Origin of the sequence: Pseudomonas flexibilis, from assembly GCF_000802425.1 — a bacterium.
GTDB classification, from domain to species: Bacteria; Pseudomonadota; Gammaproteobacteria; order Pseudomonadales; family Pseudomonadaceae; genus Serpens; species Serpens flexibilis.
The window spans coordinates 108,995-121,928 of the sequence record NZ_JRUD01000020.1; the positions used below are offsets into that span (position 1 = coordinate 108,995).

11 protein-coding genes are annotated in these 12,934 nt (G+C 65.5%); 7 read left to right on the forward strand and 4 right to left on the reverse strand.

Translation table 11 applies throughout. The features are described 5' to 3' along the window. From topA to SF06_RS13560, 3 genes are all read left to right on the forward strand, one after another. Positions 1-2,604: a type I DNA topoisomerase gene (gene topA, locus SF06_RS13550; RefSeq protein ID WP_039562051.1), complete on the forward strand. Its 2,604-nt coding sequence runs from the start codon at positions 1-3 to the stop codon at positions 2,602-2,604. A gap of 55 nt (positions 2,605-2,659) precedes the next feature. Further along, on the forward strand, positions 2,660-3,157 hold the full coding sequence (locus SF06_RS13555; RefSeq protein ID WP_039562052.1) for a DUF6586 family protein: 498 nt from the start codon (positions 2,660-2,662) through the stop codon (positions 3,155-3,157). Positions 3,158-3,278: 121 nt separating this feature from the next. Further along, entirely contained in the window at positions 3,279-3,512 is a 234-nt protein-coding gene (locus SF06_RS13560; RefSeq protein ID WP_027589309.1) for a hypothetical protein, read from the forward strand. A gap of 6 nt (positions 3,513-3,518) precedes the next feature. On the opposite strand, the gene sulA is transcribed toward SF06_RS13560, so the two are convergent. Together sulA and lexA are read right to left on the reverse strand one after the other, a co-directional pair. Then, on the reverse strand, positions 3,519-3,971 hold the full coding sequence (sulA, locus tag SF06_RS13565; RefSeq protein WP_039562053.1) for an SOS-induced cell division inhibitor SulA: 453 nt from the start codon (positions 3,969-3,971) through the stop codon (positions 3,519-3,521). A 17-nt stretch (positions 3,972-3,988) separates the two neighbouring features. Beyond that, positions 3,989-4,600, reverse strand: coding sequence for a transcriptional repressor LexA (lexA, locus tag SF06_RS13570; protein ID WP_039562054.1), 612 nt, complete (start codon positions 4,598-4,600; stop codon positions 3,989-3,991). 186 nt (positions 4,601-4,786) lie between these two features. Here lexA and SF06_RS13575 point away from each other — a divergent pair, with 186 nt between their 5' ends. The 3 genes from SF06_RS13575 (at position 4,787) to nagZ (ending at position 7,104) form a co-directional block, all read left to right on the forward strand. Next, a complete protein-coding gene (locus tag SF06_RS13575; RefSeq protein WP_027589312.1) occupies positions 4,787-5,494 on the forward strand; it encodes a TetR/AcrR family transcriptional regulator in 708 nt (235 codons plus the stop codon). A gap of 67 nt (positions 5,495-5,561) precedes the next feature. Continuing rightward, positions 5,562-6,086 carry a L,D-transpeptidase gene (locus SF06_RS13580; protein WP_039562055.1) on the forward strand — a complete coding sequence of 175 codons (525 nt, stop codon included), beginning with the start codon at positions 5,562-5,564 and terminating at the stop codon, positions 6,084-6,086. Positions 6,087-6,108: 22 nt separating this feature from the next. After that, on the forward strand, positions 6,109-7,104 hold the full coding sequence (gene nagZ, locus SF06_RS13585) for a beta-N-acetylhexosaminidase (RefSeq protein ID WP_139326734.1): 996 nt from the start codon (positions 6,109-6,111) through the stop codon (positions 7,102-7,104). A 158-nt stretch (positions 7,105-7,262) separates the two neighbouring features. Here the strand turns inward: nagZ and SF06_RS13590 are convergent, their stop codons facing one another. After that, positions 7,263-7,811, reverse strand: coding sequence for a CsiV family protein (locus tag SF06_RS13590; RefSeq protein WP_027589315.1), 549 nt, complete (start codon positions 7,809-7,811; stop codon positions 7,263-7,265). Between the two features lie 12 nt (positions 7,812-7,823). After that, positions 7,824-11,267 carry a transcription-repair coupling factor gene (gene mfd / locus SF06_RS13595; RefSeq protein WP_039562059.1) on the reverse strand — a complete coding sequence of 1,148 codons (3,444 nt, stop codon included), beginning with the start codon at positions 11,265-11,267 and terminating at the stop codon, positions 7,824-7,826. 204 nt (positions 11,268-11,471) lie between these two features. Here mfd and SF06_RS13600 point away from each other — a divergent pair, with 204 nt between their 5' ends. After that, positions 11,472-12,914: a glyceraldehyde-3-phosphate dehydrogenase gene (locus SF06_RS13600; protein WP_027589317.1), complete on the forward strand. Its 1,443-nt coding sequence runs from the start codon at positions 11,472-11,474 to the stop codon at positions 12,912-12,914. The last annotated feature ends 20 nt before the right edge of the window (positions 12,915-12,934 follow it).

Below are 12,934 nucleotides of genomic sequence, written 5' to 3' on the forward strand. Positions count from 1 at the left end.
ATGGGTAAATCGCTGGTCATCGTGGAATCACCGGCCAAGGCCAAGACCATCAACAAGTATCTGGGTAGCCAGTACGTTGTGAAGTCGAGTATCGGCCACATCCGCGACCTGCCGACCAGCGGCTCGAGCGCCGCCAAGGAGCCGGCCAAGCGCGGCAAGGCCGCTGCCGAAGGCGCGACCCTCTCGCCCAAGGAGAAGGCCCGGCGGCAATTGTTCGCCCGCATGGGTGTCGATCCGGAGCACGGCTGGAAAGCCCAGTACGAAATCCTGCCCGGCAAGGAAAAGGTGGTCGAGGAGCTCAAGCGCCTGGCCAAGGATGCCGACACCATCTACCTCGCAACCGACTTGGACCGCGAAGGGGAGGCCATTGCCTGGCACCTGCGCGAATCCATCGGCGGCGATGACAGCCGCTACAAGCGCGTGGTGTTCAACGAGATCACCAAGAAGGCCATCCAGGAAGCCTTCGCCAGCCCCGGCGAGCTGGACCTGAACCGCGTCAATGCCCAGCAGGCACGCCGCTTCCTCGACCGCGTGGTCGGCTACATGGTCTCGCCCCTGCTGTGGGCCAAGATCGCCCGTGGCCTGTCCGCCGGTCGCGTGCAGTCGGTGGCGGTCAAGCTGGTGGTCGAGCGCGAGCGCGAAATCCGCGCCTTCGTCCCGGAAGAGTACTGGGAAGTCCATGCCGACCTCGGCACGGCGCGACAGGACAAGGTGCGTTTCGAAGTCGTGCGCGAACAGGGCGAGGCGTTCAAGCCGGTCAACGAGGCGCAGGCCATGGCCGCCCTGGAGCGCCTCAAGCGCTCGGCGTATCGCATCGCCAAGCGCGAGGACAAGCCAACCTCCAGCAAGCCCTCCGCGCCGTTCATTACCTCCACGCTGCAGCAGGCGGCCAGTAACCGCCTGGGCTTCGGTGTGAAGAAGACCATGATGATGGCTCAGCGCCTTTATGAGGCGGGCTACATCACCTACATGCGTACCGACTCGACCAACCTGTCGCAGGACGCCATCGCCATGGCGCGCGGTTTCATCGAGGCCGAGTACGGCTCGAAGTACCTGCCCGAAAAGCCGAACCTCTATTCCAGCAAGGAGGGCGCCCAGGAGGCGCACGAGGCGATTCGTCCTTCCGATGTCCAGTTGCGTCCGAACCAGCTGTCGGGCATGGAGCGCGACGCCGAGCGTCTCTATGAACTGATCTGGCGCCAGTTCGTGGCCTGCCAGATGCCGCCCGCCCAGTACCTGTCGACGACCGTCAGCGTGGCCGCCGGCGATTTCGAACTGCGCGCCAAGGGCCGCATCCTCAAGTTCGATGGCTATACCCGCGTGCTGCCGCAACAGAGCAAGCCGGGCGAAGACGATGTATTGCCGGATATGGCCGAGGGCGAAACGCTCGACCTGCTCAAGCTCGACCCCAGCCAGCACTTCACCAAGCCGCCGGCGCGCTTCTCGGAAGCCAGCCTGGTCAAGGAGCTGGAGAAGCGCGGCATCGGCCGGCCGTCCACCTATGCGGCGATTATTTCTACCATTCAGGAACGCGGCTACGTCACCGTGCACAACCGTCGCTTCCACGCCGAGAAGATGGGCGATGTGGTCACCGATCGCCTGTCGGAGAGCTTCGCCGATCTGATGGACTACGGCTTCACCGCTGGCATGGAAGAGCGCCTGGACGATGTGGCCCAGGGTGAGCGCGACTGGAAGAACCTCCTGGACAGCTTCTATGCCCGGTTCAGCCAGCAGCTCGCCCGCGCCGAGGCCAGCGAGGGCGGCATGCGCGCCAACCAGCCGACGCTGACCGACATCCCGTGCAAGGAATGCGGCCGCCCCATGATGATCCGCACCGCCTCGACCGGGGTGTTCCTCGGTTGCTCCGGCTACAGCCTGCCGCCGAAGGAGCGTTGCAAATCCACCCTCAACCTGGTGCCGGGCGACGAGATCGCCGCGGACGACGAGGGGGAATCCGAGTCCCTGCTGCTACGCAACAAGCATCGCTGCTCGAAATGCGGCACGGCGATGGATGCCTACCTGCTGGATGAAACCCGCAAGCTGCATATCTGCGGCAACAATCCGGATTGCAGTGGCTACGAGATCGAGCAGGGCCAGTACCGCATCAAGGGTTACGAAGGCCCGAGCCTGGAGTGCGACAAGTGTGGCAGCCAGATGCAGCTCAAGACCGGCCGTTTCGGCAAGTTCTTCGGCTGCACCAACGCCAGCTGCAAGAACACCCGCAAGCTGCTGAAGAGCGGCGAGGCGGCGCCGCCCAAGAGCGACCCAATTCCGATGCCGGAGCTCAAGTGCGAGAAGGTGAACGACACCTATGTGCTGCGTGATGGCGCTTCGGGGCTGTTCCTGGCCGCCAGCCAGTTCCCCAAGAACCGCGAGACCCGCGCGCCGCTGGTGCTGGAGCTGCTGCCGCACAAGGCCGAGCTGGATCCCAAGCACCATTACCTGCTGTCCGCGCCGCCCAGTGACCCGGACGGCCGTCCGGCGGTGATCCGCTTCAGCCGCAAGAGCAAGGAGCAGTACGTGCAGTCCGAGGTGGATGGCAAGCCCACCGGCTGGCGTGCCTTCTATGCCAACGGGCAGTGGAAGGTCGAAGACAAGCGCTGAACAGGGCCGCGGCCCAGGCCGCGGCACGTACCGCAGATTACCGGAGGGCGCCGTCGTGGCCCAGGAACGCTATACCCGAACCAACCAGAAGCTCTACTTCGCCGGCCTCGCCATCAAGGCGCTGCGTGAAGCCGAACAGAGCGCCGTACTGGATGCCGCGGGTCGTGCCCAGGCCGAGCGCGAGGCGGCGCTGTTCCACCTGCACGGCGCACTGCTCGGTCTGTTGCAGGAGATCGCCGGCTTCTATCGCCTGCCCGGTGCCGATGTGCCAGCGGTGGAATCTCTGCTGGGCATTGCTGCCGACTGCCCCGAACTGGCGGAGCTGCGCCAGCTGGCGGCGCGTGGCGACAGCTGGCTGTCCGCCCTGCGCGAAGCCCATGCTGCACTCTTTGTACCGCCCCTGGCGCCGCGCAAGCCGGCCGAGAACGACGGGCTGATCGTCACCAGCGCCGCGCCATCGACGTTGCCTGTCGATGCGGGGATGCTGACGCTTTGGAAGTCCGAGCTCAAAGCCCTGGCTCTGCGCTTTCGCGAGGCGATGGTCGACAGCTGAGGGCTGGCTTGGCAGGAGCGGCCACGGCCACAGCGCCGTGTATCCCCGGCCCTTCGTCCGACCACTAGGGCAATGTCTGTCGGGCTGCTACAATGCGCGCCCTCTCGCTGGGATCGAAATTATGCCGACCGCTTTCCTGGAAATCGTCGAACTGCCTGATGGCCGAATCGCGTTGCGCCGCGCCGAAGACGAGGAAACGCTGGTGACCTTGGAGTTCTCCGCTGACGCTCGCGAATTCCTGCAGGGGCAGCACGTCGAGGTAGCCAAGGCCATGCTGAGTGCCGGACTGCAGATGGCCGGTCGACTGGTCGAAGGTGAGCTTCCCGAGTCGGATGGCCCGCGGGTTCTGCACTGAACCCGCTCAGCTCATGCGTATGTTCAGACTCTGTGCGCAGCCTTGGCGGGCTGCACGGGCCAGTGCCCGGCTTTCCTGAACCGACAGCGGCAGCCAGCTGACCACGGTATGGCTGCGCCCCAGCCGCAGGGCTTCGCAGGCGAGTTTGAAGGCTGATTGGCGGTCCCGGGCCTGCAGCAGCAGAATGCGTTCGCGGTTCAGCGAAGCGCTGCGCAGCCAGGCCGGTGTGAGCGGCGAGGGCGGGGCAATCAGTGTCAGCCAGCGGGCATCCGCTGCCTGACTCAGTTCCCGCAGGATGGGTCCCAGCAGGCTCAGGCAATGCCCGGCCGCGCCGCGCAGCGACAGTTCGCTGACATGGTCGGCGGCTTCCGCCGGTTCGCTGGCTTCCCCAAGGGGCAGCAGCAGGGGATCGAACAGGGAAGGCTGGAAACGATCGGGCATCTGCTGCTGGTACTGCATGGGAAGCTCCTTGCCGGCTAGCGGCGAATGACACCGACGCTGAGGCCTTCAATGGTCAGTTGCTGGTGCTCGAGGTCGACCTTGATGGGGGCGAACTCGGGGTTTTCCGCCAGCAGCCAGACGTGTTTGCCGTCACGCTTGAAGCGCTTGACGGTGACTTCCTCATCGAGGCGGGCGACTACGATCTGCCCGTTGCGGGCTTCCTGGGTGGCGTGAACGGCCAGCAGGTCGCCATCGAGAATGCCGGCGTCCTTCATGCTCATGCCGCGGACCCGCAGCAGATAATCGGCGCGCGGTTTGAAAATGCCGGCATCGAGCTTGAAGGTGTCTTCGATATGCGCCTGGGCGAGGATCGGAGCGCCTGCCGCGACCCTGCCGATGACCGGTAGGCAGCCCTCGTCGCTTTCCTGTTGCTCGCCTTCGGGGATGCGGATGCCCCGGGATGCGCCGGGAATCATCTCGATGGCGCCCTTGCGGGCCAGGGCCTTGAGATGTTCCTCGGCGGCGTTGGGTGACTTGAAGCCCAGCTTCTGAGCGATCTCGGCGCGGGTGGGCGGGTAGCCGTGGCGCTCCAGGCTGTGCTTGATGAAGGCCAGAATCTCGGCTTGGCGGGGCGTCAGTTTCAGCATGTCCAGCCTCTGTGTATTTATCCAGTGGCTGGGATTATATACAGTGTTTTTGCCGCTCGCCAATCACCAGGCGCCCGGACGATCGCCGAAGTGCGCAAGTGCTGCGATGCCTGCGGCAAGTTGCCTTGACTGGGCGCAACCGAAAACGTATGTTTCAAACAAGTGTTTGTCAGGTGAATGAAGACGATGGCTCAGTCAGAAACGGTAGAGCGGATACTGGATGCGGCGGAACAGCTGTTCGCCGAAAAGGGCTTTGCCGAAACGTCGCTGCGGCTGATCACCAGCAAGGCCGGTGTCAATCTGGCGGCGGTCAACTATCACTTCGGCTCCAAGAAGGCGCTGATCCAGGCGGTATTCTCGCGCTTCCTCGGGCCATTCTGCGCCAGCCTGGAAAAGGAACTGGATCGCCGACAGGCACTGCCGGAGCATAAACCGGAACTGGAAGAGCTGCTCGAGCTGCTGCTGGAGCAGGCACTGGCCGTGAAGCCGCGTAGCGGCAATGACCTGTCGATCTTCATGCGCCTGCTGGGGCTGGCGTTCAGCCAGAGCCAGGGCCATTTGCGCAAGTACCTGGAGGAGGTCTATGGCCGGGTGTTTCGCCGCTACATGCTGCTGGTGATCGAGGCCGCGCCCAAGATTCCGCCGCTGGAACTGTTCTGGCGCGTGCATTTCATGCTCGGAGCGGCGGCCTTCAGCATGTCGGGTATCAAGGCGTTGCGCGCCATGGCGGAGAACGACTACGGCGTGCATACCTCCACCGAACAGGTGATGCGCATGATGGTTCCGTTCCTGGCCGCTGGCGCGCGCGCCGACACGGGTCTCACCGATCCGAACCTGATGGCGGCTCAGCTCAAGCCGCGCAGCAAATCCGGCAATGCGCCCGCCAAGGCCTGACCGCCGGGCGGTTGGGCTCCACGTAGGCATGCGCTAAGCTAGCGGCCTGTTTCCGGGCCGTCATGCCATGCCTGCTCTCGACTTCCTGCATATCTCGCTCGCCGATCAGTGCCTGTATGGCTTCGCTGACGGCGTGCTGTGCCTGCGCGTGCCGGTTTCCACCGCGCTCAACGGAGCGGGTGAGCGGCTGAACAGCGGCTGCACGCCGCGCGGCCTTCATTACGTGCGGGCGAAGATCGGCGAGGGTCTGCCGGAGGGTGCGGTGCTGCGCGGTCGGCGCTGGACGGGCGAAATCTGGACGCCGGAACTGCATGCCTCTTTCCCGGCGCGCGACTGGATCCTGACCCGGATTCTCTGGCTCAGCGGCTGTGAGCCAGGACGCAATCGGCTGGGCGAAGTGGATACCTTCCGTCGCTACATCTATCTGCACGGCACGCCGGACTGCGAGCCCTTGGGTGTGCCCGGGTCCCACGGTTGCGTACGCTTGCGCAACCGTGACCTGCTGAAGCTGTTTCCCCGCGTGCCGGCCTACTGCCCGGTGCGTATCGACGAAGCGCCGTGTCCACAGTGGGCCGGTGCACCATTGTCATAAGGATTTTTCCGTGAGCACTGTTTTGCAGGGTTCCCTGATGCTGGACATCGCCGGCACCTGGCTGACCGCCGAGGATCGCCAACTGCTGCGCCAGCCGCAGGTCGGCGGGTTGATTCTGTTTGCCCGCAACATCGAATGTTCGCGTCAGGTTCGCGAGCTGATTGCCGCGGTCCGCGCCCTGCGTCCCGACCTGCTGCTGGCAGTGGACCAGGAGGGCGGGCGGGTGCAGCGTCTTCGCCAGGGTTTCGTGCGCTTGCCGGCCATGCGCCGGATCGCCGAGTGCGCCCGGGCCGAGCCGTTGGCCGAGCACTGCGGCTGGTTGATGGCCACCGAGGTGCTGGCGGTCGGTCTGGATCTGAGCTTTGCTCCGGTGCTGGACCTGGATCACGGCCACAGCGCGGTGATTGGCGATCGCGCCTTCGGCAGTGACCCGGAGCGGGCGGCCCGGCTGGCACGTGCCTTCATTCGTGGCATGCGCCAGGCCGGCATGGCCGCCACTGGCAAGCACTTCCCCGGCCATGGCTGGGCCGAAGCCGATTCCCACGTGGCCATCCCCCGAGACGGGCGCAGCCTCGAACAGATCCGCGCCTGCGATCTGCAGCCCTTCGCCCGGCTGGCGCAAGACCTGGCGGCGGTCATGCCGGCGCATGTCATCTACCCGGAAGTGGATCCGCAGCCGGCCGGGTTCTCGCGTCGCTGGCTACAGGACATCCTGCGCGGCGAGCTGGGCTTCAAGGGTGTGATCTTCAGCGATGACCTGTCGATGGCCGGCGCCCACGTGGCAGGCGACGCGGCGGCACGCATCGAGGCGGCACTGACCGCAGGCTGCGACATGGGGCTGGTGTGCAATGACCGGGCCGCGGCGGAGCTGGCCTTGTCCGCCTTGCAGCGCTTGCGGGTTCAGGCGCCGCAGCGCCTGGCCAGCATGCGCGGCCGTGGTTACGCGACCTGCGAATACAAGCAGCGGCCGCGCTGGCTGAAGGCGCTGAGCGAACTTCGTAGTGCGGGATTGGTGTAGCGACTTTTCACTAGGGGCCGTCCCACCCTCGATGCTACAGGTGGTGGCAGGGTTGTAGTGCGGTCAGCGCTGTTCTGGCCGCAAGCGCGCCGTGCCGGCGCGATGGTGGGCAAGGAAAACGTTGCCCACCCTACAGGCTTCGTGCGGGCCGGACCGCCTTATTCCGGCGTGGCACGCACCAGCAGCCCCAGACTGGTGCCATCCACGAAGGTCAGCTCGCCCGGCTTGAGGCGGCGGTTCTGCTTGATCTGCTCGCTCTGCACGATCTGCCCTTCATTCAGCTGGTTGACCCACAGCTCGGCCTGCATTTCTACCAGGCGATCCAGGCGCAGGCGCAAGGTGCCTTGCACCGGATACTGGCCCAGCTGCGGTTCGCCTTCGCCGATCGCCACGCGGGTGGCGGTCGGGCCCAGGGTCTGGCGCCAGGCGCGGTGCATCAGCACCTCGTAGCCGTTCTCCGGTGTCAGTTTGGCCACTTCCGCGTCCAGCCGCGTACTGGCGCGCAGATCGCTGGCGCGCAGGTCGGCATTGCGAGTCCAGTCCTCCGGGGCCGGCTGGCCGCTGGCGATGGGTTCACCCTGGCGGAACAGCACCACTTCCAGATGGTAGGGCACCGGGCCGGTGCTTTCGGTGGCGGGCGCGGTCTGCGCCTGGGCCAGCGGAGCCAGCAGGGCCAGCAGCAGGGCGAAGGGACGGATTAAGCGCATCGGGCGGGTCCTTCAGGCAGGTTGTGGAGCGAGGCGTTCAAGCAGGGCCTCGAGCGTATTGAAACGTTCTTCCGGGCGCTCCATGGGCACCTGGAACTTGAACAGGGTAGCGCCTTCGAACTTGTAGCGGTTCGGCTGGCTCTGGATCAACTTGATCAGTGTGAGCGGGTCGACGCAGGTATTGGCGGAGAACTCCAGGCGCCCGCCCTGCGGACCGGCGTCGATCTTCTGGATGCCCAGTTTCTCGGCCTGCAGTTTCAACAGTGTCTGGCGGATCAGGTACTTGGCCGGCTCCGGCAGCAGCCCGAAGCGGTCGATCATCTCCACTTGCAGTTCCTGGAGGGCGTCTTCATCCGGCGCCGAAGCGATGCGCTTGTAGAGGATGAGGCGACCGTGCACATCCGGCAGGTAGTCGTCCGGAATCAGCGCCGGGACGCGCAGGTTGATCTCGGTGCCACTCGCCAGCGGCTGGTCGAGGTTCGGCTGTTCACCCTTCTGGATGGCCTTGACCGCGCGTTCGAGCATTTCCATGTACAGGGTGAAGCCCACCGCCTGGATCTGCCCGCTCTGGCCCTCGCCGAGCAGTTCGCCGGCGCCGCGGATTTCCAGATCGTGGGTGGCCAGCACGAAGCCAGCGCCCAGGTCCTGGGCGTTGGCGATGGCTTCCAGGCGCATTTGCGCGTCCTCGGTCATCTGCCGGCGCGGCGGAGTAAGCAGGTAGGCGTAGGCCTGGTGGTGGCTGCGGCCGACCCGGCCGCGCAGCTGGTGCAGCTGGGCCAGGCCGAACTTGTCGGCGCGCTCGATGATGATGGTATTGGCGGTGGGCACGTCGATGCCGGTCTCGATGATCGTCGAGGCCACCAGCACATTGAAGCGCTTGTGGTAGAAGTCGCTCATCACCTGTTCCAGCTGGCGCTCGGGCATCTGCCCATGGCCAATGGCGATGCGCGCCTCGGGCACCAGCGCGGCCAGTTCGGCGGCGCACTTCTCGATGGTCTTCACGTCGTTGTGCAGGAAGTACACCTGGCCGCCGCGCAGCAGTTCCCGCAGCAGGGCTTCCTTGATCACTGCCGGCTGGCGCTCCATGACGAAGGTGCGCACGGATAGGCGACGCGCCGGCGGCGTGGCGATGATCGACAGGTCGCGCATGCCGGCCACCGCCATGTTCAAGGTACGCGGGATCGGCGTGGCGGTGAGGGTGAGGATGTCCACCTCGCTGCGCAGCGCCTTGAGCTGTTCCTTCTGGCGCACGCCGAAGCGGTGTTCCTCGTCGATGATCAGCAGGCCCAGGTTCTTGAAGCGGATGTCGTTCTGCAGCAACCGGTGGGTGCCGATGACGATGTCCACCTTGCCCTCGGCCAGCAGCGCGGCGGCGTCGGCGATTTCCTTGGCTGACTTGAAGCGGCTCATCACTTCGACGCGCACCGGCCAGTCGGCGAAACGGTCGCGGAAACTGTTGTAGTGCTGCTCGGCCAGCAGGGTGGTGGGCACCAGCACGGCGACCTGCTTGCCGCTGTGCACGGCGATGAAGGCGGCGCGCATGGCCACCTCGGTCTTGCCGAAGCCGACGTCACCGCACACCAGGCGGTCCATGGGCTTGCTGGCCAGCATATCGTGGCGTACCGCCTCGATGGCCGCTTCCTGGTCGACGGTTTCCTCGAACGGGAACGCGGCGCTGAAGGTTTCGTAGTCGGCGGCAGGGTCCTTGAAGGCATAGCCCTTGCGGGCCGCGCGACGGGCATAGATGTCCAGCAGCTCGGCCGCCACATCGCGCACCTGCTCGGCGGCCTTGCGCTTGGCCTTCTGCCACTGTTCGGAGCCGAGCTTGTGCAGCGGGGCCAGTGCCTCGTCGCTGCCGGTGTAGCGGGCGATCAGGTGCAGGCTGGTGACGGGCACATACAGCTTGGCGTCGTCGGCGTACTGCAGGACGAGGAACTCGTTGCTCTGGCCGTCATAGTCCAGGGTGACCAGACCCTGATAGCGGCCGACACCGTGATCGATATGCACCACCGGGGCGCCCTCACGCAGTTCGGTGAGGTGCTTGATGACGTTGTCGCCGTGGTCGCGGGTCTTCTCCCGGCGCCGACGCTGCATGACGCGCTGGCCGAACAGCGGGCTTTCGGGAATCAGCGCCAAGTCGTCGAGCAGCAGCCCCTCGTCCAGCGGCGCGATGCAGATGTTCAGCCGTTCGCCGCTGGCCAGGAAGTCCACCCAGCCATTCACCTCGCGGGGCTTGAGCTTCAGGCGGCCGAGCAGCTCCAGCAGCGCTTCGCGACGGCCTGCCGTCTCGGCGCTGAACAGCACGCGGCCGGAATACTCCTCAAGGAAGCGGCGCAGCGCGGCCAGCGGCTCGGCGGCCTTGGCCTGCAGCGCCAGATCGGGCAGCGGCCGGGCCGGAAAGCGCTCACGGCCGACGCCGGTTTGCAGGTCCTGGCTGTCGACGACCACGCGGGGCCAGCGCTTCAGGCGGGCGAAGCAGTCCTCCACGGGAACGAAGAGTTCGGCCGGCGGCAGGACGGGGCGCTCGGGGTCCAGGCGGCGGTCCTCATGGCGGTTGCGCACGTCCAGCCAGAACTGCTCGGCGGCCTGCTCGATGCCCGGCAGAGAGAATACCTGGGTGTCTTCGGGCAGATAGTCGAACAGCGTCGAGGTTTCCTCGAAGAACAGCGGCAGGTAGTACTCGATGCCCGCTGGGGTGATGCCGGTACTCAGGTCCTGATAGATCGGGCAGCGGCGGAAATCCACATCGAAACGCTCGCGGAAACGGCCGCGGAAATCGGTGACCGACTTCTTGTCCAGCGGGAACTCGCGGCCCGGCAGCAGGCGGATCGATTCGACCTTGTCCACCGAGCGCTGGGATTCCGGGTCGAAGGTGCGCAAGGTCTCGATCTCGTCATCGAACAGGTCGATGCGGTAGGGCGTGTCGCTGCCCATCGGGAACAGGTCCAGCAGCGCGCCGCGGACGGCGAACTCGCCGTGTTCGTAGACGGTTTCCACGCACCGATAGCCGGCGGCTTCCAGGCGACCACGCATGTCCTCCACATCCAGGCGCTGGCCCACGTCCAGCACCAGGCTGCGCCCGAGCAGGAAGCGGGTCGGCGCCAGGCGATGCAGGGCGGTGTTGACCGGCACCACCAATATGCCGTGACGGATCTCCGGAAGCCGGTAGAGGGTGGCGATGCGCTGGGAAATGATGTCCTGGTGCGGCGAGAACTGGTCGTAGGGCAGGGTTTCCCAGTCGGGGAAGTGCAGCACCGGCAGGGTTGGCGCGAAGAAGGCGAGTTCTTCCTTCAGGCGCTCTGCGCTCTGGCTGTCGGGAGTCAGCAGCAGGGTAAGGCGCCGGCCGGCCGCGCTGGCGGCCTCGGCGATGGCCAGGGACAGGGCGGCGCCAGGCAGGTTGCCCCAGTGCTGTTTGCCTGCCGCGGACGGCAGGGTCGGAAGACGCAGTACGGACACGGGCGACTCGGATCGGGGAACGAAAGTCGGCAATTGTAACGTGCCGAGCCGAGGCAGGCACCGTGGATGCCGTCGGTTTGCAAGTGCGGCGCGCCGGGAGGGCTACACTGGTGCCTCGAAACGGCTGCCGATTGCCCCGTCCGTGGCTCGCCGGCATAATGTAGCCCCTTTTTTTCCGTCCTACATGTAGCGAAGGTACTGCCTGTGACTCAGAAGCCCGACCAATGTCTTGGTGAGTGGATCGACCGCGAAGCTCTGGCCGAGGCCATGATTCCGCTGATCGGTCAGCTCTACCGCAACAACAATGTGGTGACCTCGATCTTCGGTCGCGGCCTGATCAACCGTTCGGTGATCGCCATTCTCAAGGCGCACCGCTTTGCCCGTCACCGCCTGAGCGGCGAAGACGAGCTGTCGGTGCATGACAGCTACACCATCCTCAAAACCATGAGCGAGATGAACCTGGGTGCGGCGTCGGTCGACCTGGGCAAGATGGTCGCCAAGTACAAGGCAGCCGGCGGCACCGACCTGGCCACCTTCGTGCGCGAAGAATTGGCCAGCCTGGCCAACAAGCGCGGCGAGAAGCGCGAAGGCACCGATGTGGTGCTGTACGGCTTCGGTCGTATCGGCCGCCTGCTGGCGCGCATCCTGATCGAGAAGACCGGTGGCGGCGACGGCCTGCGCCTGCGCGCCATCGTCGTGCGCAAGGGCGCCGAGAACGACCTGGCCAAGCGCGCCAGTCTGCTGCGTCGCGACTCGGTGCATGGTCCGTTCGACGGCACCATCGTCATCGACGAGGCAAACAACACCATCACCGCCAACGGCAACCTGATCCAGGTGATCTATTCCAACGATCCGTCTTCGGTGGACTACACCCAGTACGGCATCAAGAACGCCCTGCTGGTGGACAACACCGGCAAGTGGCGTGACGCCGAAGGCCTGGGCCAGCACCTGAAGTGCCCGGGCGTGGATCGCGTGATCCTCACTGCCCCAGGCAAGGGTGCGCTGAAGAACATCGTGCATGGCATCAACCATGCCGAAATCACCCCCGAAGACAAGATCGTCTCCGCGGCCTCCTGCACCACCAACGCCATCGTGCCGGTGCTCAAGGCCGTCTATGACAAGTTCGGCATCGTCCATGGCCATGTCGAGACCGTTCACTCGTACACCAACGACCAGAACCTGATCGACAACTTCCACAAGGGCAGCCGCCGTGGTCGCAGCGCTCCGCTGAACATGGTGATCACCGAGACCGGCGCAGCCACCGCTGCCGCCAAGGCCCTGCCGGTGCTCAAGGGCAAGCTGACCGGCAACGCCATCCGCGTGCCCACGCCGAACGTTTCCATGGCCATTCTCAACCTGACCCTGGAAAAGGCCACCGACCGCGAGGAGATCAACGAGTACCTGCGCCAGATGGCCATGCACTCGGAGCTGCAGAAGCAGATCGACTTCGTGCAGTCCCAGGAAGTGGTGTCCACCGACTTCGTCGGTTCGCGCCATGCCGGCGTGGTCGACGCCGAAGCGACCATCTGCAACGAGAACCGTGTCGTCCTGTACGTCTGGTACGACAACGAGTTCGGCTACAGCTGCCAGGTGGTGCGCGTGATGGAAGACATGGCTGGGGTCAACCCGCCGGCCTTCCCGCGCTAACCGCTTCGCGGGCGTCACAA

Excerpts from the sequence above, each read along its gene's own strand:
- topA (WP_039562051.1), top strand. The coding sequence starts at position 1 with ATGGGTAAATCGCTGGTCATCGTGGAATCACCGGCCAAGGCCAAGACC.
- SF06_RS13560 (WP_027589309.1), top strand. The coding sequence starts at position 3,279 with ATGCCGACCGCTTTCCTGGAAATCGTCGAACTGCCTGATGGCCGAATC.
- sulA (WP_039562053.1), bottom strand. The coding sequence starts at position 3,971 with ATGCAGTACCAGCAGCAGATGCCCGATCGTTTCCAGCCTTCCCTGTTC.
- lexA (WP_039562054.1), bottom strand. The coding sequence starts at position 4,600 with ATGCTGAAACTGACGCCCCGCCAAGCCGAGATTCTGGCCTTCATCAAG.
- SF06_RS13575 (WP_027589312.1), top strand. The coding sequence starts at position 4,787 with ATGGCTCAGTCAGAAACGGTAGAGCGGATACTGGATGCGGCGGAACAG.
- SF06_RS13580 (WP_039562055.1), top strand. The coding sequence starts at position 5,562 with ATGCCTGCTCTCGACTTCCTGCATATCTCGCTCGCCGATCAGTGCCTG.
- SF06_RS13590 (WP_027589315.1), bottom strand. The coding sequence starts at position 7,811 with ATGCGCTTAATCCGTCCCTTCGCCCTGCTGCTGGCCCTGCTGGCTCCG.